This window comes from Roseburia sp. 1XD42-69, assembly GCF_003612565.1.
Classification (GTDB): domain Bacteria; phylum Bacillota; class Clostridia; order Lachnospirales; family Lachnospiraceae; genus Roseburia_B.
On the sequence record NZ_RAZG01000026.1, the window covers coordinates 1 to 23,064 of the forward strand.

The following is a 23,064-nucleotide window of genomic DNA, read 5'->3' on the forward strand; positions in this document are numbered from 1 at the left end:
GAAAGAAAGCAATTTTTAAGAATGTTATTTCATTTCACAAGTTGATTGCTGTGGCTAAGGTATGCTATAATAGAAACGTAGCTGAATTGATATGATGGAGAAAATGCAATGAAAATACAGAACAGATATATCATAACCCTTCTGCTGGCCGCCCTCTTTCTCACGGCGGCAGCCTGCGGAAACCCGCAGCGGAATACCATTGTGCAGGGGCGGATGGGAAATGCAAATACTTTGAAAGAGAAAACAGAAGGATTGGCTGTGGAGGAGGAGATAGGAACAGAAGAGGAGGAAGAGGGATTATCCGGCTTGTATCTTTTGAAAAAGATTGACACGGCAGACAAGACGGTATCTCTGGTGAAAGCCGGAAATAACAGACAGGTACAGTACAGCTTTGACACGGTGACTATGTTTATGGATAAATACGGCAATTCCAAATCCCAGACTTCCTTTATCTCCGGGGAAGCAGTGGAGATTCAGGTGGAATCCAAGACAGATAAACTTCAAAAACTATGGGTCACGGACAGGGTGTGGGTTCAGGAGGATATTACAAATTATTCTGTGGATGAGTCCGCCAGGGCTCTCACAATAGGAAAGACAAGATATTCTTACGACGAGGATCTTCCTGTTTTTTCCGGGGATATTACCGTGGGGTTTGACACTTTTGAGGAGGAAGATGAAATCCGGGCGGTGGGCATGGATAAAAAAATCTTATCCGTAAGCGTGACAAAAGGTCACGGATATTTAACGCTTTCCAATACAAAACTCTTTGACGGCAGCTTTATCTGCGTGGGGGATAAAATTTTTGAGGAAGTGAAACCCAACAAAAAAATCACAGTCCCGGAGGGCACCCACCTGGTGACAGTGGCAAACGATGGGTACGGCGGAAGCAAGGAGATAACCATTGAGCGGAATCTCACCACCAATTTGAATTTGGAGGAATTAAAGGGTGAGGGCCCCAAAACCTGTAAAATTACATTCCACGTGGGCATTGAAGGGGCCGTCCTCACCATTGACGGGGAGAAAGTGGACTATTCTAAGCCGGTAGAAGTGCGCTATGGCGTCCACACTATTGCAGTGGGGGCGGAGGGCTACGATACAGTAAAAAATAAGCTGGTGGTAAATTCCAAAGATGCGGAAATTGAAATTGGCCTGACAAAGACGGATACCTCTGAGTCTGAATCTCAGAATAATTCCGGGAATAATAACAATGCCAATAACAATAACAACAACGGCGGCAGCAGCAATTATAACGGGAACGCCAACAATAATAACAGCAATAACAACAGCGGCAATAATTCTAACAATACGAACAACAATAATAATAACAGTAACAACAATAACAACAGCAGCAATAACAGCAGTAATAACAACAGTAGCAATAACAATAATAACAGTAATACCTCCACAGATTACCTGACCACCCTGTATAATCTGCTCACATCTATTAATAACAGCGGGACAGGCAGCGGAGGAAACAGCGGGGGAACAACAACCTCTGATATTTTAGACAGCTACAACGATTTAAGGGATCAGTAACCAAGTGCGGTGATACGCCTTAGGATAAAAAGATTTACAAAACAAAGCAGGAGGTAAAACAATGGACTACAAAAAAGTGTATGAGGACTGGCTTTCTAATCCGTATTTTGACGAGGATACAAAGGCGGAACTTAAGGGGATTGCAGGGGATGAAAAAGAAATCGAAGACAGGTTTTACATGGAGTTAGAGTTCGGTACGGCGGGACTTCGGGGAGTGATTGGAGCAGGAATGAACCGCATGAATATCTACACGGTGCGGAAAGCTACCCAGGGACTTGCAAATTATATTAAAAAAGTAGGAGGACAGGACAGGGGAGTGGCAATCGCCTACGATTCCAGAAGGATGTCACCGGAATTTGCAGATGAAGCGGCTCTTTGCCTTGGGGCAAACGGAATCAAAGCCTATGTCTTTGAATCTTTGCGTCCTACACCGGAATTATCCTATGCAGTAAGAAAATTAAACTGTATTGCAGGTATCAATGTGACGGCCAGCCACAACCCGGCAGAGTATAACGGATATAAAGTATACTGGGAGGATGGCGCCCAGATTACCCCGCCCCACGATACGGGAATTATGGATGAGGTTAAGGCGGTTACAGATTTTAACACAGTTCTCACCATGGACAAAAAAGAGGCTATGGACAAGAACCTCTACACCGTAATCGGGGAAGATATTGACCGCCCATATATGGAAGAAATCAAGAAACTTGTGATTCATCAGGATGCTATTGATAAAGTAAAAGAGGATTTAAAAATTGTTTACACCCCCCTTCACGGAACGGGAAATATTCCGGTGCGCACCATTTTAAAAGAATTGGGCTTTCAACATGTATTTGTAGTAAAAGAACAGGAACTGCCAGACGGCAATTTCCCCACAGTGGATTATCCCAACCCGGAGGCCCCGGCGGCATACAAATTGGCATTGGAGCTGGCAGAGAAAGAAAATGCAGATTTGATTTTGGCTACTGACCCGGATGCGGACAGGCTTGGGGTATATGTGAAAGACCAGAAAACAGGGGAGTACCATATGCTCACCGGAAATATGTCCGGCTGTTTAATCGGGGATTATATTATCGGAGAGACCAAAGCTGTGAAAGGCTCACTGCCAGAAGACGGGGCGTTTATCCGATCTATCGTTTCTACTAATATGGCGGATGCCATTGCAAAATATTATGGTGTGGAGCTCATTGAAGTATTGACAGGATTTAAGTTTATCGGCCAGAAGATTCTGGAATTTGAAAATACAGGGAAGGGAACCTACCTCTTTGGCATGGAGGAAAGCTACGGATGCCTGCCGGGCATCTATGCAAGGGACAAAGACGCAGTGGCAGCTACAATGTTCTTATGTGAGGCGGCAGCCTTTTATAAAACACAGGGAAAGACACTTTGGGATGCCATGTTAGATATGTATGAGCGTTACGGCTACTATCAGGATCATGTGGAATCCATCACCTTAAAGGGAATAGAAGGCCTTGAAAAAATCAAAAATGTGCTGGAGACCTTACGGAAAGAGCCGCCGAAAACCATTGGGGAATACCAGGTATTAAAAGTCCGGGATTACCAGAAAGATACCATCACAGACACGGCAAGTGGGGATGTGAAACCTACCGGGCTTCCCAAATCCAATGTGCTCTACTATGAATTAAATGACGATGCCTGGGTATGCGTCAGACCTTCCGGGACAGAGCCGAAAGTGAAATTTTATATTGGCGTAAAGGGCAGTTCAATGGAAGATTCCCTGGAAAAATCCAAAGTTTTGGGCAAATCTGTTTTGGATATGGTGCAAAAGTTGATATAATTATTAAAAATCCATGATTTTCCTTGACAAATAGAAACAAAACAAGTATAAATAGATTTGAAGTTGTTTTGAGGATAGCAAAATATTTGAAAGGATTATAGGAGGAAGTTTAATGAACAAGACAGAATTAGTATCAGCAATGGCTGAGAAGACCGGATTATCTAAAAAAGATGCTGAGGCCGCTTTAAAGGCTTTTACAGATGTTGTTGCAGAGGAATTAAAAAAAGGTGAGAAGATTCAGTTAGTTGGATTCGGAACTTTTGAGGTTTCCGAGAGAGCTGCAAGGACAGGAAGAAATCCGCAGACAGGGGCTGAGATGACAATTCCGGCTTCAAAGTCACCAAAATTCAAAGCAGGCAAAGCATTAAAAGATTTGGTAAATGCATAAAATAAACCACAATGCGGGGGCGGTAAGCCCCCGTTTTTATGCACACGGGCGCATAGGGAAAAAGCCGCAGGAAGCGGCATGCGCCCGGCGCAGCGGTCAGGGAAAGCCTTCCCTGCCGATTTATGTACACGGGCGCATAAGGAAAAAGCCGCAGGAAGCGGCATGCGCCCGGCGCAGCGGTCAGGGAAAGCCTTCCCTGCCGATTTATGTACACGGGCGCATAGGGAAACTGCAGTAAGAAGCGGCATGCGCCCGGCATAGGAGGTAAAGGATGAGATTAGATAAATTTTTAAAGGTATCCCGTCTGATTAAGCGCCGGACTGTGGCGAATGAAGCCTGCGATGCCGGCAGGGTAACGGTGAATGGAAAGGTGGCAAAAGCTTCCGTAAATGTGAAGCCCGGGGATATCATTGAGATACAGTTTGGGCAGAAGGCTGTGAAGGTGGAAGTTCTCTCCTTAGCTGAGTCCACAAAGAAAGAGGATGCCAAGGACATGTTCCGGTATTTATAGAGCATATTGTGAACAACCCTCTCATATAATGAAATGGGAGGATAAAGATATGGATGAAAAAACAGTAAAAACACACAAGGTATTACTTAGCAACCGCAAAACCGGGAGTTTCAGCGGAGTGGTGGACGTACTCTCCTTTGATGTTTCGGAAATTCTTTTGGAGACGGAGCAGGGAATGCTGTTAATCAAGGGCAATGACCTTCATGTAAACCGCTTAAGCTTAGAGCAGGGGGAAATTGATTTAGAGGGAAGAATTGATTCCATGGCATATTCCGATGTGAAAGATTATGGAAAACAGGCAGAATCTTTTTTCGGACGGTTATTTAAATGACAGGAGGGATAAGCGGAACGATTACCCAGGAGGGGGGATTGCTCCTTCTGTCCTTTGGGGTGGGACTCCTTCTGATGTTTTCCTACGATGTGCTGCGGATTTTCCGCCAGATTATCAATCACGGAACTTTTTCTTTGAGTCTGGAGGATGTGATTTACTGGCTGGCATGTTCCATTGTGGTGTTTGTTATGCTCTACCGTGAAAACGACGGGCTGCTGCGGTGGTTTGTGCTGGCGGGGATAGCCCTGGGAATGCTGGTGGAGAATCATTTTTTAAGTCCATATATCGTCCGGTTGGTTTCCAGGGTGATCAAAAAGCTTTTGTTTCTAGTGGGAAAGTTTTTAAAATTTATTTCAGGCCCCATGAGGGTGGTGGCAAGGCGGGGGAAAAAAGTTTGCATCTTTCTAAAAAAACAGTTGAAAAAAATTGGAAAAGCCATTAAGATAGGTGTAAACAAATTGTAAGTGCCAGATGAAGGGGGCGGATGCTATGGGCAGGAGGCGCGGAAGAAGAAAAAATAAAGCCGGAAGGGCAAGTATTGCTTGTATTGTAATGCTTTTGCTGATAGTGATGTCGTTTCAGATAGTTCGTCTCTATGATAAAAACCAGGAGTACATAGCCAGGGAACAGGAACTTTTGGAACAACTGGAGGAAGAGACGGAGCGTCAGGGGCAGATTGAGGACTATGAGAAGTATATCGGAAGTAAAGATTACATAGAAGATACCGCCAAGAGCAAGTTAGGTTTAATATATGACAATGAGATTGTGTTTAAAGAACAATAAGGATAAAGCTTAAAAAGCGTAAATGCCCTCGAATCTACATTTCGAGGGCATTTTTGACGAAAACTTTTTCAATTCATCTTTATATTTTGACAAAGATTGCAGTGTACGGATTGTATAATCGTGGTCACGTGAAAAGAAAGAGAGGATTGGAAAATGAAAAAAGCAGGATGGAAACAATTTTTACTGGGAATTGTGGGAGCATTCTTATGCAGAGTGGGAATTGCCGGATGCTTTCCATTGATTCCTTCCTATTTTGCGGCGGTGTATCTGGAGGAATCCGGGAGAAGTTTTCTGTTTATCGGAGTTTTGGCAGGGCTGGTGGCATTTCTGCCCATGACGGCTATTGCAAAGTATGGGATGTCCATTTTATTTATTGTGGTGGTCATCCGGCTTTCCGAGTGGGTGGACAAGCGCTGTTACACTGTGGTGGGAGCCTTATCTGCGGCGGGAGGGACCCTTGCCCTGTCTGTGTTTGGGGGAATCTTTGATATGAGAAACCAGATTTCCATGTGGGCGGCGATTTTGGAGGCTTTGTTTATTTTTGGATTTGTGATTCTTGCAGCCAGGGCAGTACATATGTTTCTGGAGGAGAAGAACAGTGAAGTTTATCCGGAAAACGCCAGGGAGGGCTATCAGGAGCAGAAACTTATAAATTATGCAAAAAGTTTTGAGGGTCTATCGGATACTTTTCTATCAATGAAAAAGACCTCCCAGTTCCAGCCCGAGGAGGTGGGGAGGATGCGGGAGGAGGTTACAGGGAGAATCTGCAGCGGCTGCGATACCTGTGCCATCTGCTGGGAGCCCTCCAACCATACGATGTACCATATATTCAGCAAGCTGTTCCAGGGGCTGATGAAGGAGGGGGCGGCGGATGAGGAGACGGCAAAGGAGCTGAAAGATCACTGTATGTATGCGGAACATATTGCAGCGGAGGCGGTAAATGTGTTTGAGAGGGCCCAGGTAAACCGGGCCTGGTATAACAGGCTTTTGGAAAACCGGGAAGTGATTGCCCAGCAGCTTGACGCCATGGCATTTATTATGCAGGATTGTGCCAATGAGTGCAGGCTTCTTGACAAAGAGGAGAAAAAGCGTCTGGCGGAAATCAGGTACCGGGCAAAAGAGTGCGGCATTGTGATAGAAGAAATCCACCTCTATGAGAAACACGACAGCCACAGCCAGCTTCAGTTAAAGGCACATTCCCGGTGGGGCAATTGTGTTGCCGTGAAACAGCTTACCAGGGCGGTGAACACGGTGATGGGGAACCATATGTATCCCCACAGGGAGGACAGGATTTTTATCGGGAAGGACACCACGGAGCTTGTGTATGAGGAGGAGCCTTCTTTTCACACGGTATCCGGGGTGGCAAAGCTGATAAAAGACGGGAGCCTTGTGTCCGGGGACAATTTTTCTATTATGGAAAAGGAAAATGGGGAATGTGTCTTATCCCTTTCTGACGGCATGGGGTTTGGCATGGAGGCGTCAAAGGAAAGCGAGCTGGTGGTGGAGCTTTTAGAGCGGTTTGTGGAGGCGGGATTTGCAAAGGAGACAGCCATTAAGATGTTAAACTCCTCCATGGTACTGCGGGGGGCGGACGAGAGGTATTCCACGGTGGACATGTCCTCCATTAATCTCTATACCGGGGAGGCGGAATTTTTGAAAATAGGGGCCGCAGCAACATTTCTCCGGCACAAAAACGGGGAGGTAGAGTGGCTTCTGTCGGATTCCCTTCCGGTGGGAGTGTGCTGTGAGCTGGAAATCTGGAAAGATACCAGGGAGCTTTCCGACGGAGATTTTCTTGTCATGGTGACGGATGGTGTGTTAGAATATCTGAATACGGAGCACCCGGAGGAGAAATTGGCGGAAATGATTGCAGGGATTACCACCAACCACCCGGGGCTGTTGGCAAAGAAGATTTTAGACTGGGTAATGGAGGAAACAGGGGGCCGTGTGGGAGACGATATGACAGTTTTGTCCGCAGCCCTTTGGAAGAAAGGATGAGGGAAAAAGTATTATCCTATTTGGAAGAATATAAAATGGTATCTGAGAATGACCATGTGATTGCAGGGGTATCCGGGGGAGCGGATTCCGTGTGCCTTTTTCGGGTACTCCTTGAATTAAGGGAAAAAATGGGCTTTACCCTGTCGGTGGTCCATGTGGAGCATGGAATCCGGGGGGAGGACAGCCTTCGGGATGGGGAATTTGTGAAAAATCTTGCCAGGGAATTTGGGGTGGAATCGGTTTTAGTTCACTGTTGTGTCCCGCAGGAGGCAGAGAAGAGGGGCATTTCTACAGAGGAGGCAGCCAGGATTCTGCGCTATGAAATTTTTGAAGGGCAGGCGGTTTTGCGGGAGCGGGAATATGGATTAAAAAGCAGCCAGGTGAAAATTGCGGTGGCCCACCACAGAGAAGATTTGGCGGAGACTATGGTGTTTCATCTCTGCAGGGGAAGCGGCATTGACGGGCTCTGCGGTATTCCGCCGGTGCGTGGCAGGATTATCCGTCCTCTTTTGTGTGTCACCCGCCGTGAGATAGAAACATACTTAATAGGAAGAAGACAGGTTTTCTGCACCGACGATACAAACCAGGACAGGGAGTACAGCAGAAATTTTATCCGCCATGAAATTTTACCAAAGCTCTGTGAGGTAAACAAGGGAGCCCTTAAGCATATGTGGGAGTTTTCACGGGAGCTTTCAGAGGCTTCGGGATATTTAAAGGAGGAGACAAACAGGGTTTTTTCAGAATCTGTCAGGCAAGGGGAGGGGGCAGTTTTTTGTGATGTGGAAAAACTTTTCCAAAATCCTTATGTGATAGTAAAAAGAGTGCTGAAAAAGGCATTGGAGGAAGCGGCCGGGAGCAGCAAAGATATTGCCAGGGAACATGTGGAGGAACTTCTCGACCTGGCGGAGGGGGGAGTGGGGAGAAAGGCCAGCCTTCCCTATGGGATGGAAGGGGTAAAAACTTACGGGGAAATAGCAATCAGGAAGGGAAGGAAAGAATGTCCGGGGGAGGGATTGGTATTCGGGGTTTTGGAAGAAAATCTGGCAAGGGGGGAAGCCGGGGCCATAATTGCAACTCCAAAAGGGAAAATCTTCTGCCGGATACGGGAATTTTCAAAAAAAGATGCAGAAATTCCCAAAAATAAGTATACGAAATGGCTGGATTATGATAAGATAAAAAACGTACTTTTATTTAGAACCAGAAGAAGGGGAGATTTTTTTATTCTGGATGGGAAGGGGCACAGGAAATACCTGAAAGATTATTTTATCAATGAGAAAGTGCCAAGGGAATTTAGGGATGAAATTGTGCTGGCGGCAGAGGGAAGCCATATTTTATGGGCTGTCGGATACCGCATCAGTGAGGAGTATAAGGTGACAAAAGATACAAGGGAAATATTAGAGTTACGCTTTACGGAGGAATAAGAGATGGGTGAAAGGATTCGCAAACTTTTGTCTGAGGAGGAAATTGATAAAAGAATTGCAGAGATCGCAGAGCAGATCAGCAGGGATTACGGGGAGGAACAGGTGCATTTAATCTGCGTGTTAAAAGGCGGCGTGTTTTTTACCTGTGAGCTGGCAAAACGTCTTCGTGTGCCGGTGTCACTGGATTTTATGTGCGTTTCCAGCTATGGTGTGGACACGAAATCCAGCGGAGTGGTAAAAATAGTGAAAGATTTAGATGAAGGAATTGAAGGAAAAAACGTTTTAGTGGTGGAGGATATTATTGATTCCGGCAGGACGTTAAGTTATCTGCTTCGGAATTTGAAAAATAGAAATCCCAAAAGCCTTAAGCTATGTACCCTTTTGGATAAACCGGAGCGGCGTGTGGTGGAGGTAAATGTGGATTATACTTGTTTTGAAATACCAGATGAATTTGTGGTGGGATATGGATTGGATTATGCACAAAAGTACAGGAACCTGCCCTATGTGGGCGTGGTTGAATTAGATTGAGTAAGAAGGAGGTATCCATTTGAAAAAGCAAAATTACAGGGGATTCGGCTTCTATCTGGCATTAGTGGCGATAGTGGTTATTGTGTGGCTTATGCTGGATGCCAAACAGAATGCGGCGAATGCCTATACAATGACAGAATTTAAAGCGGCCTTATCGGCAGGCAATGTGGTTTCGGTGGAGGTGGAGCAAAACCGTGAGATTCCCACCGGTACGCTGACCATCCGTTTGAAGGATTCGGCGGTGAAAGAACTTTTTGTTTCAGATGTAAACGAAGTACAGCAGTTATTTGAGGAGGAGGGATTCCACAATTATTTTTTACAGGATGTGCCCCAGGAAAGCTGGCTGTTAAACCTGCTTCCTCTTTTGATCGTGCTGGCCAGCATGTTTATACTATTTATGATTATGAGCAACCAGGCGGCAGCAGGGGGCGGCGGCAGCAGAATGATGAATTTCGGAAAGAGCCGTGCAAAGCTATCCACAGACGCCAACAAAATGAATTTCGGCAATGTGGCGGGCCTAAGGGAAGAAAAAGAAGAGCTAGAGGAACTGGTGGATTTTTTGCGGGAGCCCAGGAAATATACCAGGCTTGGGGCAAGAATCCCCAAGGGAATCCTTTTAGTAGGCCCTCCGGGAACAGGAAAGACCCTTCTTGCCAAGGCTGTGGCTGGGGAGGCAGGCGTGCCTTTCTTTAGCATTTCCGGTTCCGATTTTGTGGAGATGTTTGTAGGTGTGGGCGCTTCCCGTGTCAGGGATTTATTTGAGGAGGCAAAGAGAAACGCCCCCTGTATTGTATTTATTGACGAGATTGACGCTGTGGCAAGACGCCGGGGAACCGGTATGGGCGGCGGTCACGACGAGAGGGAGCAGACCTTAAACCAGATGCTGGTGGAGATGGACGGCTTTGGCATAAACGAAGGGATTATAGTTATGGCGGCCACCAACCGGGTGGATATCCTTGACCCGGCCATTATGCGTCCAGGGCGTTTTGACCGGAAAATCCATGTGGGCCGGCCGGATATCGGCGGCAGAGAAGAAATTTTACAGGTGCACGCCAAGAATAAACCCCTGGGAGATGACATAGACTTAAAACAAATCGCCCAGACAACAGCAGGGTTTACAGGTGCGGATTTAGAAAACCTTTTAAACGAGGCGGCCATTGTGGCAGCCAGGGAAAACCGGGCATATATTATGCAGAATGACATTAAAAAGTCATTTGTAAAAGTGGGAATCGGTGCGGAAAAGAAAAGCCGGATTATTACGGAAAAGGAAAAAAGGATCACCGCATTCCACGAGGCAGGCCATGCCATACTATTTCACGTTCTGCCGGATGTGGGGCCGGTGTACTCTGTTTCCATTATCCCCACGGGAGCTGGTGCCGCAGGCTATACTATGCCTATCAATGAAAATGACGAGATGTTTAACACAAAGGGAAAAATGCTCCAGGAAATTATTGTGGATTTAGGGGGGCGTGTGGCGGAGGAAATGATTTTTGACGACATCACTACAGGGGCTTCCCAGGATATCAAACAGGCCACCCATCTGGCAAAAGCAATGATTACCAAATACGGCATGTCCGAAAATGTGGGGCTTATCAATTACGACAGCGACGATGATGAGGTCTTTATCGGCAGGGACTTAGCCCATACCAGGGGGTACAGCGAAACCATTGCAACCCGTATTGATGAGGAAGTGAAGCGCATTATTGATGAGTGCTACCAGAAAGCCAAAGGGATTATAAAAGAGCATGAAAACGTGTTAAACCGCTGCGCTCAGATGTTATTGGAGAAAGAGAAGATTAACCGGGAAGAATTCGAGGCACTTTTTGAACTTTAAATATAAAAAAATATCGTAATCAAAAAGAGCGGTCAAAATAGGAGCGGGATTGTGCACAATTTATCTGTTTTTCTTTAAACAAAAAAATGGTACTGTAAATTACTTATAAAAAACAGTGTCAAATTTTTTGAAGTTTGTGCACACTTATCTTTGGGAAGGTGCTATTATAATAACTGTAAAAACCCCCAATACATTATATAGTTTTTGCTATACCCCATAGTAAAAATACCTTCTCCTAAAAAAGGCAGCTTTGGCTGCCTTTTTTACTTTGTGTGAACAGGTTTTTGCTATGGCGGAATATGGAAATCAGGAGGCAGATTATGAAGTATCAGTCAATATATGAGTTAAACAAAGTCCAGCAGTATATTATGCAGATGCGCCCTATTCTTCGGAGGAAGGCACTGTTTTCAGACGGCACTGCAGATTACAGAAGCCCGGTGGAGCCAAAGGAGAACGAGAAAGTAACGATCCGTTTCCGTACCTTTAAAAATAACGTGGATGTGGTGTGGCTCTGCAGTGAGGGAAAAAAATATATGATGACAAAGGCCCAGAGCACGGAAACCTTTGATTACTATGCAGTGGAAATCCAGCTGGGAACGGAGCCTTTCTGTTACTATTTTGAGGTTGTGTCCGGAGTGCTTTTGTGCAGATATGACAGGTACGGCGTGACGGAAGATGTGAGAGAACAGTATTTCTTTCGGATTGTGCCCGGATTTTCCACCCCTGAGTGGGCAAAAGGCGCTGTGATGTACCAGATTATGGTGGACCGTTTTTATAACGGGGATATGAGCAATGATGTTTTGGACCGGGAGTATTTTTATATTAAGACATTGAGCGCCAGGGTTCCTGCAGACCAGTGGGAGAAGGCACCGGAGAGTTTTGGGGTCAGGGAGTTTTACGGCGGCGATATAGAGGGTGTGTGGAAGAAACTTGACTACCTGGCGAAGCTGGGGGTGGAAGTGATTTATTTTAACCCTATATTTGTGTCTCCTTCCAGCCATAAATACGATATCCAGGACTATGACCATATTGACCCCCATTTTGGGAAAATTATTGACGATGAGGGGGAACTTTTGACAGAGGGGGATTCGGATAACAGAAAGGCTACCCGTTTTCAGAGCAGGGTAACAAGCCAGAGGAATTTAGAGGCCAGCAATGCTTTTTTTGCAGACTTTGTGAAGGAAGTCCACAAAAGAGGGATGAAAGTGATTTTGGACGGTGTGTTTAATCACTGTGGTTCTTTTAACTGCTGGCTGGACAGGGAAGAGATTTATAAAGGCCAGGAAGGGTTTGCCGACGGGGCTTACATTTCCAAAGACAGCCCCTACAATTCCTATTTCAGTTTCCGGGATGAGGAAGAGCAGTACTGGCCCCACAATAAGTCCTACGAGGGCTGGTGGGGATTTGATACCCTGCCCAAATTAAACTACGAGGGCTCTAAGGAGCTGTATGACGATGTATTGCGCATTGGGAAAAAATGGGTTTCTGAGCCATACTGTGCCGATGGATGGCGTCTTGACGTGGCGGAGGATTTGGGCCACAGCAGGGAGATGAACCACAGGTTTTGGAGGGATTTCAGGAACGCGGTAAAAGAGGCAAATCCCAATGCGGTTATCCTTGCGGAGCATTACGGAGACCCCAAAGAATGGCTTTTGGGAGACCAGTGGGATACTATTATGAACTACGCTGCATTTATGGAGCCCCTCACCTGGTTTTTGACAGGTATGGAAAAGCACAGCGATGAATATCATCCCGAGCGAACAGGAAAGATTGGGGATTTTGAGGGGGCTATGCGCCACTTTATGGCGAGTTTTATGACATCCTCCCTCCAGTGTGCCATGAACCAGCTCTCTAACCATGACCATTCCCGTTTCCTTACCAGAACCAACCATAAAGTGGGCCGGGTAGAATCTTTAGGGGCAATGGCGGCTCAGGAAGGGGTTGACCTTCGGGTGATGCGTGAAGCTGTGGTGATTCAGATGACCTGGCCCGGCGCCCCCACCCTCTACTACGGGGATGAGGCAGGCTTATGCGGATTTACCGACCCGGATAACAGGCGGGCCTATCCCTGGGGACACGAGAATCAGGATTTAATTGATTTTCACAGGGAGTTAATTCAGATGAGAAAAAGAAATGCGGCTTTCCGCACTGGCTCTTTTCAGTTTTTAGACAGTGAGGACCAGCTTTTATGTTTCGCCAGGTTTAACCGGAAACAGCAGTTTGTGATTATTGTAAATAATGATGACAATGAGAGAAGCAAGGAGCTGTATGTGGTAGGTGCGGGCATTCCGGCCAATGGAAGGCTGCGCCAGGTGCTTGTCACCACATCCCAGGGATATTCCCTGATGCCCAAGGATTACCGGGCGGAACACGGTAAGCTGAAAATTACGATGAAGGGAAAAACGGCAGTAATTTTGGAAAGAATTCAAGGAGGGGAATAAAATGGGCAGCATGAGAGAAAAACTCCACACCGGGGAGCGTGACAAGGAGTATTATTTTAAGGACCGGCGAATCCAGGTGGAGCAGGGATAAGATTAAGTAAGGTTTGACAAAAGACACCAGAATCAGAACAATTTATACCAAAATGTTGGAAATGGCGACGGTTTCTGTTATAATCTACAAGAGATGAAAATACGATCAACCAAAAGGAGAATAAAGATGGGAAATTGTGACAATAAAAGACCCTGCCCATGTACTTACGACTGTCCCAGGCATGGAAAATGCTGTGAGTGTGTGGCCCACCACAGGGACCATAATGAGGGCGTGCCGGGATGCTTCTTTTCCCCGGAGGCAGAAGCCACTTATGACAGAAGTATCGAGGCTCTTTGCCGGGATAGAGGCCTGTGTAAATGAAAAAAATCTTGCATTTTAAACTGCACTGTGCTATAATCAATTTCTGTTAAGGCGTATCTTTAACGCCTTGCGAAATGGGCAGATTCCCGAGTGGCCAAAGGGGACAGACTGTAAATCTGCTGCAAATTGCTTCGGTGGTTCGAATCCACCTCTGCCCATTATAAGCCCGCGTGGCGGAACTGGCAGACGCGCAGGACTTAAAATCCTGTTGTGGTGACACAGTACCGGTTCGATTCCGGTCGCGGGCATATTTTAAAGATATAGTGTGATTTGACCGCTTATTTTGCATAAAATATTTGCAGAATTGGCGGTATTTTTTATGCACACGGACACCCAAAGGAAATATGTGAGCAAATGATTTGCCGGGAGACATATATTTACGGCAAAGCGGGAAAGGAGGTATTTTATGGGGAGTAAGAATGAATGGCTGCTGTTGGAAGCGGAAGATGACATTGACGAGATCGAGCACAGGCATCCCACGGAGGAATTTTTATTTTACCAGGCAGTTTCCGGGGGGGATGTGGAGGCGGTGAAGAAAAATTGCAGGGATGGAAGGTTCTTGGATGAGGAGGGCGTGGGAGTCCTTTCAAGAAATCCCCTGATAAATATAAAGTATCATTTTGTGATAACAACAGCCATGGTTACCCGTCTGTGTAAACAGAGGGGAATGGAATTGGAACAGGCATACCGCATGAGCGATTTTTATATTCAGAAGCTGGATGACATCCACACCGTGGAGGGAGTGCGGAGCCTCCATGATGAGATGGTTATAGATTTTGCGGAAAAAATGCGCAAGATTACCAGGGGGGATACCAACTCTAAGCATATCAATATGTGCAAGGAATATATTTATGCCCATATCAAAGAGCGCATCACGATAGAAGATTTAGCGGATGAGCTGGGGGTGTCTGCAAGCTATCTGTCCCGGCTGTTCAAGAAAGAGACGGGGGATTCTGTCAGTGCCTATATCAGGGAGAAAAAGATTGAAATGGCGAAAAATCTTCTGCAGTACAGTGAATATTCGGTGATTGACATTGCTAACCGTCTGTCTTTTTCTTCCCAGAGCCATTTTATACAGCAGTTCCGGGAAATTGTGGGAATGACGCCGAAAAAATTTAGGGATATCAATTATATGGTTCAGTGGGATATAGAAAAAGAAATGGATACTGGGGAAGGGGATAAGTAGCCAGGGAAAGAAGGAAGGCGCAGCAGAGAAAATGCTGCGCCTTTTTTGGAAAAACTGGAATTTTACAAGGTAAGAATAATTTTGTTATCTTTTTCCAGAAGATTTTCCGGTATGTAATTATCGTCCAGTTCTTTGCCGTTTAGAACCAGTTTGCTGCAGCCGCTTTCCAGTCCGTTTGGGTTTTCAACCACAATGTGCAGATGTTTTCCCCGGAAATCTTTTTCTATTTCCAGGCGGTCCCACTCTTTAGGAATGGAGGGGGAAAGCTTTATCCCTTCCAAATCCGGCCGAAGCCCCAAAATTCCTTCCACACATCCCACCATAACCGTGGAGGCAGTGCCGGTAAGCCAGTGCACGTGGGAGCGGCCGTGGTGTTCGCTTGCCCGCCCTTCTGTAAACTGGCCGTAGCAGTAGGGCTCCAGGCGACGGATTTCCGCCTTGTCGTTTTGTGCGGCGGGAGCGTTTTCCATAAAGTAGGTGAATGCCCGCTCCCCGTGTCCCATGAGGGCTTCCGCAAGAATCAGCCATCCCTGGGACTGGGAGAATATACCGGAGTTTTCTTTTGTACCCTGATTATAGATAACGGCCAGGGCGCCGTCAAAGGCGCAGGCGTGGTATGGGGGATTCATCAAAAGTGCGCCGTATTCTGTATTTAACTGCTGGTATACATTGAAAAGTGCGGCGTCTGCCTGCTCTTTTGTTGCAAGCCCGCTGATAACTGCCCAGCTCTGGGGGTTTAACCACATATTTGCCTCCGGGTCCGCAGCCGCCCCGATGCGCTCTCCTTTTTCGGTAAAGCCCCGGATAAATCGGTCATTGTCCCAGCACAGGTTCTGGATTTTCTCTTCCATGTCCTTCTGCTGCTCTTTCAAAAAGCGGATGTATTCCTGATCATTTTTATAGCTGGAAAATCTCTCCATTATCATCAGGGCATAATAAAACTGCAGTGCCACAAAGGAGGATTCCCCGTTTTCCCCCAGGCGCAGGCAGTCGTTCCAGTCTGCATAAAGCCCGGCAGGCATACCGTGGGGGCCAAGGTGCTCTAAGGAAAATTTTATGGCCCGTTGTAAGTGCTCATAGACGCTGCCTGTCCCTTTGTCCGCAAAGGGGATATTTTCATCCAGGAAGGCAATATTCCCTGTCTCCGCAATGTATTTGTATACCGTTGGGAAGAGCCATAAAGCGTCGTCGGCGCGGTAGGCCGGATGTCCCGTCTCCTGCCTGTAGGAGGCGTCTAAAGGGGTGTCCTCATGGCCCGGGTTGTGGGTAAATTTCACAAGGGGCAGGCCGCCGCCCAAATCTGTCTGTGCGGAGAGCATAAACCTTATTTTTTCCTCCGCCATTTCCGGCGCCAGGTGAATCACACCCTGGATATCCTGGACAGTGTCCCGGTAGCCGTAGCCGTTGCGCAGCCCGCAGTAAATAAAGGAAGCCGCCCTGGACCAGATAAAAGTCATAAAGCAGTTGTAGGCATTCCAGGTGTTTATCATGGTGTTAAATTCCGGGCTTGGTGTGGTTACAGAGAGCCGCTCCAATTTCTGGTTCCAGTATTTTTTCAGTGCGTCTATTTCCTCTTTCACCTTCTCTTCGGGATTTCCGTAGGTGTCCAAAATGGAGGAAGCTTCCGGGGAGTGTTTTTCTCCCAACAGGAAAACTATGGTTTTGGACTCACCGGGAGCCAGGGAAACCACGCAGGAGAGGGCGCCGCAGGAATTTTCATTGTAGCTTAATGCGTTTGAAAGGCTGCCTGAGACAACCCCCCTGGGGTTTTTGTAGCCCTGGTATCTTCCGATAAACTCATCCTTGTCCCCACAGTAGGAGGAGACAGGGGCTCCTGCCAGGCCAAAGAAACGCTCTGTCACACATTTTCCGTCTACCTGTTCTTCCGCTGGCAGTGTGTCGAGATTGCTGTGAATCTGCTGCATGATCCTGTTATCTTCAAACTGTGTCCTGCTGATAAACAGGGAATACTGCAGGTTTACCTGATCCTGCTCATAATTGCTGTGGTTGGTAAATTCTCCGTATCCCGTTAAGGTAAGTTCCCTTTTTTCCGGGGAATTGTTTGCCACGGTAAGGGCCCACACCTCATAAGATTTATTCAGGGGTACATAATAGCAGGCCTGGGATGAAATTCCGCTGTATTCGGCTTCCATTCTTGTGTAGCCCATGCCGTGGGAGCACTTGCAGGAATAGCTTTCCAAATCTTTTCCCACCGGCTGCCAGGAGGCGGACCAGTAATCTTTAGAATGATTATCCCTGAGGTAAATGTATCTTCCGGGGGTATCGAAACTGTTGAAAACATATCTGAGAATCCGGCCGTTGGCCCCGGATTTTGCAAAGCTGTACCCCCCGGCGTTATTGGAGATAATAGCCCCGTATTCCGGGGAACCCAGGTAGTTTACCCAGGGAGCGGGGGTGTCCGGCCGCTCAATGACATATTCTCTGTTTGCATCGTCAAAAAATCCATATTTCATGTTTAAGTATCCTTTCTTAGCTTTATTTTAATTTAATAAGAATTTCATGGGTATCCCCTGGAAGGGCATCTATCATTTTCCGGGAGAGAAGGACGGAGGAATCGTCATTTCTTGTCAGTTCCCTGCCGTCACAGAATGCCTTTTCCATAATGTAGGAGCCAAAGTCTTTGTTTTCTTGATTTTCGTAAATAATTACAAAATTTTTCCCTGCGAAGGGAACGGAGATAGAAGCGGTTCCCTTTTCGTCAAACTGGCAGGCCAGGAGTTTGGGATATAGCAGCAAATCTCCTGCTTCTCCCCGGACGCCGAAAACTTCCGTAATCATAGTCATCAGAAACCAGCTTGCCGCACCGGTTAAGTACTGATACATGCCCCTTCCGTCTAACCGGAAATATTCCGGGATTCCGGGGTAGATATGGCTGGTGTCAAAGTCAAGGGCGGTGTCGGCCAGGGTTTTTAAGGCTTTATAGCCTTCCTTTACAAAACCTCTCCGGTACAGGGCGTTGGCGTACATAACTGTCATGTGGGAGAATACGGCCCCGTTCTCCTTTTCTCCGTATGCGAACCCGAACATGCGCCCCATGTCAAATTTCAGCTCCTTAAAGTCCGTGTTCAGCCGGTATCCCCCTGTTTCTTTCTGATACAGGTATTTGTCTGCGCTCTTTGTGATTTTTTTAATCTGGTTTTCCTCTGCAACGCCGCTCATAATGGCAAAAACCTGACCTGTGAGCATCATGCGCACCTGGCTCTCAAAAAATCCTTCCACCCGTCTCCCATGGTTGTCGTAGTAGCTGTTAAACCAGCCTTCCCCTTCCGGGCCGCTAAGCCACTCCTGTTTCCGCAGGAAGTCTATCAGCCAGTTGGCTTTCTGGACCAGGTTTAGGGACAGGGAGGAAAGGGGGATAGGGATGCGCTTGCCGCTGACACTGTGCCGGCACAGGGAGGCATATTCCGACAGAATCTCCCGTTTTCTGTCCGGGTTGTCAAAGATATCCGAATCCTGGTTCAGCAAAATCTGTATCTCCTCTGAAAGACAGACGTCAGAGCACCCGGAGCGGCTTTCCAAAAGCCGGATGGTTTCCGCTAATTCCAGAAGGTTTCCGGCATAGGCGCAGGTAAATGCCACGCTCTCCCCCCTCTCAGGGGCCATGTCTAAAGCGTCATTCCAGTCTGCCCCCCTAAGACGGAAGATATTGTGTTCCCCTACTTCGTAAAAGGCGGTAAGGTGCTGAATCAGCAAGTGTTCCAAAATGCTTCCTTTGTACTCTTCCCCTGACTCTGTAAGCTGCATATTTCCCTGTTCCTGGCTCCACAGGGAATCCGTGTCTGTGCCCCGCATGGCCTGGGCGTCTTTAAAGTAGCTTACAGGTCTGTTTAAAATTTCCACATCCCCTGTCTGGTTTATATAGAGTTTTGTAGTCATAAAAGGCCACAGGGCGTGGTCCATCCAGACCCTTGCAATGCCGTTTCTGTCAGCGATAAAGTTTCCGTCCCCCTGGCCGATAATGGTTGCATTTGTGCCGTCCATGCGGACGCCGCCGTAATTTTTTTCTATCATTGCCCCCACATCGTCAGGATTTAACAAAAGAAGAGAAAGGCAGTCCTGCCACAAATCCCTCCAGCCCCGTCCTCCTCTGCCGTAGTCGTGGTGGGGAAGGAAGGAACAGCCGAAGAGGCGGCGCAGGAACGGCTGGAAACTCACCCATTTCATAAGGGAATCAAAGTCTTTGCTGTCCGTGTGGAAACTTACCGCCACCTGGTTTTGCCAGTAAGTCTTTGTATCACTTAGGGCGGCTTTTATTTTTTCCTCTGAATTGTATTTCTGATATATTTTATCAATGTCGGCCCTGTTTTCATCAATGCCAAAGAGAAGGATAAAATCTTTCTTTTCTCCCGGGGAGAGGGTGACAGGGGAGAAACGGAAAGCCCCCATGGCTTCTTTTCCCTCTGCTTTGGCAAAGGCGGGGTTTCCCGGGTACTGCTCAAATACGGCCCTGGGAAGGGTGTATGTGCCCCCTTCCCCGATAAAATCTTCCACGGATGGGTAGAAGCTTACCGGGTTCTCCCCTGCGCCTGTGCAGCCCAGACAATAGTAGATGCGGCTGTTTTTACGGTGGCCTTTCTCGTCAAAGGACATGGTGGGGCACACATAGACGCCTTTTTCGTCTGTGTCCGTCCGGTGGAGCATGGAGGTCACGTTCCTGTGATCCCTGATATTGTCTGCGCTCCGGCCGTAGATTGGGATGGCGGCATAGGGGGTGAATATCTGTGGCTTTTCCGCCTGGTTTTCTATGGTGATGTACATAATTTCCACATTGTCATTCCTTGGGATAAAGGATGTGACAGAAGTAGAAATCTGAAATTGCTTTGAGGTGCGGGTCATGGTCTGCCACATAAATCCTGCCGAGAGGCTGCTCTCATCCTGGTTTTCGGAAAATTTGAAAGCTTCCTGGGAGGCTGAGGCCCCGGCAGCGGAGTAAGCCCTTCCTTTTTCCGGTGCAAACCAGAAGTTTCTGGTGGAGCGGTTGTTGTGGAGGTTTTCCGAACTCACCGGCTCTAAGAGAAAACTTTCCTGGTCAAGCTTTGCATCCCCGCCAAGATTTGGGGTGATGGAACTCTTAAGCCCTGCCTCTGATGCAAGGGGAAAATAAAGGCCGCTTACATTTTCCGGCTTTTCTATAGTAAAAGAGCCGTAAAAGTCAATAAAGTTTATTTTTTGCATATGGAAATCTCCCTTCGTCAATGTATGAAAGCATCATATAGGAATCCTTGCACTTTAGAAATAAAATACATGAGAAAAATATCAGAATCATGACATAAAATCTGAGGGGGCAAAAAAAGTAATTGGTGTCATAAATCTGATATTCTGTTAAGAATTTTAATATATTCCAAAAAAGATTCAAGTTATAATCCTATCATGTTAAGCGTGAGGCGAACTTCACGGAAATACATTACATATTTAAGGAGGATGCTCAATGAAAAAGAAATTGGTAAGCATGTTATTAGTGGGAACTATGGTTGCAGGTATGTTTGCAGGGTGCGGTGGAAGTGATAACGGCTCCGCTTCCGATGCAGGAACAAATGCAGATGCAAGCGAAGCAAGCGATGCAGGAGATGCAGACAGCGGAACAGCAGATGAAGGAAGCGATGCGGCAGAGGCTCCGGCGGGAGATGAGGGTAAAGTGATTAACATTTACTCCTGGAACAATGAGTTTAAGGAGAGGGTTGAAGCTGTTTACCCTGAGGTGCAGGAAACCTCTTCAGACGGTACGGTGACAACATTAAAAGACGGCACGGAAATCCACTGGATTGTAAACCCCAACCAGGACGGGGTATATCAGCAGAAACTGGACGAGGCTCTTATGAACCAGGCGGACGCAGCAGCGGACGACAAAATAGATATGTTTTTATCTGAGACAGATTATGTGTTTAAATATACAGATGCCGAGGCAGATGTGGCTATGCCTTTAAAAGACCTTGGCATTGACCCGGATAAAGACCTTTCTGACCAGTACAGCTTTACAAAAGTGACGGCTTCCGACGCAAACGGTGTCCAGAGAGGATCCACCTGGCAGTGCTGCCCGGGACTTTTGGTATACCGCAGGGATATTGCGGAGGACGTATTTGGCACAGACGACCCGGAGCAGATTGGGGAAAAGGTAAAAGATTGGGATACCTTAAAAGCTACCGCAGCTGAGTTAAAGGAAAAAGGATATTATACATTTTCTTCTTATGCAGATACGTTCCGTCTCTATGGAAACAGCATTCCGCAGCCCTGGGTGACAGCAGGGGAAACTACAGTTAAGGTTGACCAGAAGATTATGGACTGGGTGGAAACATCCAAAGAGTGGCTGGATGCAGGATATTATGACAAGAGCGTAAAAGGCCAGTGGAACGATGACTGGAACAAGGCTATGGGTTCCGCATCCAAAGTATTTGCATTCCTGTTCCCGGCATGGGGCATTGACTTTACCTTAAAGCCCAACTGGGACGGCGGCGACGGCGCCTGGGCAGTTACCAATCCTCCCCAGGAATATAACTGGGGCGGCTCTTACGTACACGCATGCGTCGGGACAGACAATCCGCAGCACGTAAAAGATATTATTATGGCAGTGACAGGCAATAAAGATAACCTGATGAAGATTTCCAAGGATTACACAGATTTTACCAATACCCAGAGCGGCATGCAGGATGCGGCAAAGGATGATTCCTTTGGTTCCCAGTTCCTGGGCGGGCAGAATGCATTTACATACTTTGCACCGGTGGCAGAAAATATTCAGATAGCTCCTCTTTCTGCCTATGACCAGGGATGTGTGGAGTTAATCCAGAATGCCTTCAGCGATTATTTCCAGGGACAGGTAGATTTTGACAAGGCAAAATCAAACTTTGAGACTGCAATCAAAGAGCGTTATCCTGAAATCACAGAGATTTCCTGGCCCGAATAAGGCTTACCCGGGCTGTCCCGCAAGTTTTGCGGGGCAGTCCATGATTGAAACAGAAAGGAATGGCAGTCTATGAAACGAAAAAGTATAGATTACTCAAAGTGGGGATATTTTTTTATACTCCCGTTTTTTATCTCATTTTTTGTTTTTTCTTTGATTCCCCTGGCAGATACCATTCGGTACAGTTTTTATGAATACTACCGTTCGGGAATTAAAGAAATCGGCCCTAATTTTGTGGGAATGGAAAATTATGTAAGCCTTTTAAAGTCCGACATGTTAAAGTATGCGGGAAATACCTTTATCCTCTGGATTATCGGTTTTATCCCACAGATTGTTATCGCCCTGCTCTTGGCGGAATGGTTTGTGGACGCCCGGTTAAAGATTCACGGGAAGCAGTTTTTTAAGGTGGTCATCTACCTTCCCAACCTGATTATGGCATCCGCCTTTGCCATGTTGTTTTTCACCATGTTTTCTACCAATGGTCCAATCAACTCGATTCTTATGAATATGGGATTGTTGAGCAAACCCATTGATTTTATGGGCACCGTATTTGGAACCAGGTCTCTGGTTGGGTTGATGAACTTCCTTATGTGGTTTGGGAATACCACCATTATGCTTATGGCGGCAATTATGGGTATCAGCCCGGATATTTTTGAGGCTTCCGAATTGGACGGCTGCAACAGCTTCCAGAGGTTTTTCCGCATTACTCTGCCTTTAATCCGGCCCATACTGGCCTACACCCTGATTACTTCCATTATCGGCGGGCTTCAGATGTTTGATGTGCCCCAGATTTTGACAAACGGACAGGGAAATCCGGACAGGACGTCCATGACCTTGATTATGTTCTTAAACAGCCATTTGAAGAGTAAAAACTACGGTATGGCAGGTTCACTGTCTGTTTACCTGTTTATTGTCAGCGGTATCCTCTGCTTTATTGTGTACCGGATGACAAATGGCAAAGATGATAAAGGAGGGAGATAA

19 protein-coding genes and 2 tRNA genes are annotated in these 23,064 nt (G+C 46.8%); 19 read left to right on the forward strand and 2 right to left on the reverse strand.

Annotation, left to right across the window (positions count from 1 at the left end):
* Nucleotides 1-108: 108 nt before the first annotated feature.
* The 17 genes from D7Y06_RS13205 (at nucleotide 109) to D7Y06_RS13285 (ending at nucleotide 15,167) form a co-directional block, all read left to right on the forward strand.
* On the forward strand, nucleotides 109-1,536 hold the full coding sequence (locus D7Y06_RS13205) for a hypothetical protein (RefSeq protein WP_120408259.1): 1,428 nt from the start codon (nucleotides 109-111) through the stop codon (nucleotides 1,534-1,536).
* A gap of 61 nt (nucleotides 1,537-1,597) precedes the next feature.
* The gene (locus D7Y06_RS13210; RefSeq protein ID WP_120408260.1) at nucleotides 1,598-3,334 is read left to right on the forward strand and encodes a phospho-sugar mutase; all 1,737 of its coding nucleotides are present in this window, start codon (nucleotides 1,598-1,600) and stop codon (nucleotides 3,332-3,334) included.
* Nucleotides 3,335-3,416: 82 nt separating this feature from the next.
* Complete coding sequence (locus D7Y06_RS13215) at nucleotides 3,417-3,722, forward strand: HU family DNA-binding protein (protein WP_256387225.1); 306 nt, start codon at nucleotides 3,417-3,419, stop codon at nucleotides 3,720-3,722.
* A complete protein-coding gene (locus D7Y06_RS13220; protein WP_120408262.1) occupies nucleotides 3,715-3,960 on the forward strand; it encodes a hypothetical protein in 246 nt (81 codons plus the stop codon). The genes D7Y06_RS13215 and D7Y06_RS13220 overlap by 8 nt, the downstream gene beginning before the upstream one ends.
* 33 nt (nucleotides 3,961-3,993) lie before the next feature.
* On the forward strand, nucleotides 3,994-4,233 hold the full coding sequence (locus D7Y06_RS13225) for an RNA-binding S4 domain-containing protein (protein WP_120408263.1): 240 nt from the start codon (nucleotides 3,994-3,996) through the stop codon (nucleotides 4,231-4,233).
* 49 nt (nucleotides 4,234-4,282) lie between these two features.
* Nucleotides 4,283-4,564, forward strand: a complete 282-nt coding sequence (gene yabP / locus D7Y06_RS13230; protein ID WP_120408264.1) for a sporulation protein YabP — start codon at nucleotides 4,283-4,285, stop codon at nucleotides 4,562-4,564.
* Nucleotides 4,561-5,028 carry a spore cortex biosynthesis protein YabQ gene (gene yabQ / locus D7Y06_RS13235; RefSeq protein ID WP_120408265.1) on the forward strand — a complete coding sequence of 156 codons (468 nt, stop codon included), beginning with the start codon at nucleotides 4,561-4,563 and terminating at the stop codon, nucleotides 5,026-5,028. Before yabP ends, yabQ begins: the two co-directional genes overlap by 4 nt.
* Before the next feature lie 25 nt (nucleotides 5,029-5,053).
* Nucleotides 5,054-5,347, forward strand: coding sequence for a septum formation initiator family protein (locus tag D7Y06_RS13240; protein ID WP_120408266.1), 294 nt, complete (start codon nucleotides 5,054-5,056; stop codon nucleotides 5,345-5,347).
* A 153-nt stretch (nucleotides 5,348-5,500) separates the two neighbouring features.
* Complete coding sequence (locus D7Y06_RS13245) at nucleotides 5,501-7,345, forward strand: SpoIIE family protein phosphatase (RefSeq protein WP_120408267.1); 1,845 nt, start codon at nucleotides 5,501-5,503, stop codon at nucleotides 7,343-7,345.
* Entirely contained in the window at nucleotides 7,342-8,766 is a 1,425-nt protein-coding gene (tilS, locus tag D7Y06_RS13250; protein ID WP_120408268.1) for a tRNA lysidine(34) synthetase TilS, read from the forward strand. The genes D7Y06_RS13245 and tilS overlap by 4 nt, the downstream gene beginning before the upstream one ends.
* A gap of 3 nt (nucleotides 8,767-8,769) precedes the next feature.
* The gene (hpt, locus tag D7Y06_RS13255) at nucleotides 8,770-9,294 is read left to right on the forward strand and encodes a hypoxanthine phosphoribosyltransferase (protein ID WP_120408269.1); all 525 of its coding nucleotides are present in this window, start codon (nucleotides 8,770-8,772) and stop codon (nucleotides 9,292-9,294) included.
* A 13-nt stretch (nucleotides 9,295-9,307) separates the two neighbouring features.
* Complete coding sequence (ftsH, locus tag D7Y06_RS13260) at nucleotides 9,308-11,128, forward strand: ATP-dependent zinc metalloprotease FtsH (protein WP_199714711.1); 1,821 nt, start codon at nucleotides 9,308-9,310, stop codon at nucleotides 11,126-11,128.
* A 320-nt stretch (nucleotides 11,129-11,448) separates the two neighbouring features.
* Nucleotides 11,449-13,569 carry a glycoside hydrolase family 13 protein gene (locus D7Y06_RS13265; protein ID WP_120408270.1) on the forward strand — a complete coding sequence of 707 codons (2,121 nt, stop codon included), beginning with the start codon at nucleotides 11,449-11,451 and terminating at the stop codon, nucleotides 13,567-13,569.
* Nucleotides 13,570-13,786: 217 nt separating this feature from the next.
* Nucleotides 13,787-13,981, forward strand: coding sequence for a hypothetical protein (locus D7Y06_RS13270; protein WP_120408271.1), 195 nt, complete (start codon nucleotides 13,787-13,789; stop codon nucleotides 13,979-13,981).
* 76 nt (nucleotides 13,982-14,057) lie between these two features.
* Nucleotides 14,058-14,139 (forward strand) — tRNA-Tyr (locus D7Y06_RS13275).
* 6 nt (nucleotides 14,140-14,145) lie between these two features.
* Nucleotides 14,146-14,229: transfer RNA gene (locus tag D7Y06_RS13280), tRNA-Leu, on the forward strand.
* Nucleotides 14,230-14,387: 158 nt separating this feature from the next.
* A complete protein-coding gene (locus D7Y06_RS13285; protein WP_120408272.1) occupies nucleotides 14,388-15,167 on the forward strand; it encodes a helix-turn-helix domain-containing protein in 780 nt (259 codons plus the stop codon).
* Nucleotides 15,168-15,229: 62 nt separating this feature from the next.
* Here D7Y06_RS13285 and D7Y06_RS13290 read toward each other — a convergent pair whose 3' ends face one another.
* Nucleotides 15,230-17,641, reverse strand: coding sequence for a GH36-type glycosyl hydrolase domain-containing protein (locus D7Y06_RS13290; RefSeq protein ID WP_120408273.1), 2,412 nt, complete (start codon nucleotides 17,639-17,641; stop codon nucleotides 15,230-15,232).
* 22 nt (nucleotides 17,642-17,663) lie between these two features.
* On the reverse strand, nucleotides 17,664-20,363 hold the full coding sequence (locus D7Y06_RS13295) for a GH36-type glycosyl hydrolase domain-containing protein (RefSeq protein ID WP_120408274.1): 2,700 nt from the start codon (nucleotides 20,361-20,363) through the stop codon (nucleotides 17,664-17,666).
* 253 nt (nucleotides 20,364-20,616) lie between these two features.
* Here D7Y06_RS13295 and D7Y06_RS13305 point away from each other — a divergent pair, with 253 nt between their 5' ends.
* Together D7Y06_RS13305 and D7Y06_RS13310 are read left to right on the forward strand one after the other, a co-directional pair.
* On the forward strand, nucleotides 20,617-22,086 hold the full coding sequence (locus D7Y06_RS13305) for a carbohydrate ABC transporter substrate-binding protein (protein WP_120408276.1): 1,470 nt from the start codon (nucleotides 20,617-20,619) through the stop codon (nucleotides 22,084-22,086).
* 69 nt (nucleotides 22,087-22,155) lie between these two features.
* Nucleotides 22,156-23,064 carry a carbohydrate ABC transporter permease gene (locus D7Y06_RS13310; RefSeq protein ID WP_120408277.1) on the forward strand — a complete coding sequence of 303 codons (909 nt, stop codon included), beginning with the start codon at nucleotides 22,156-22,158 and terminating at the stop codon, nucleotides 23,062-23,064.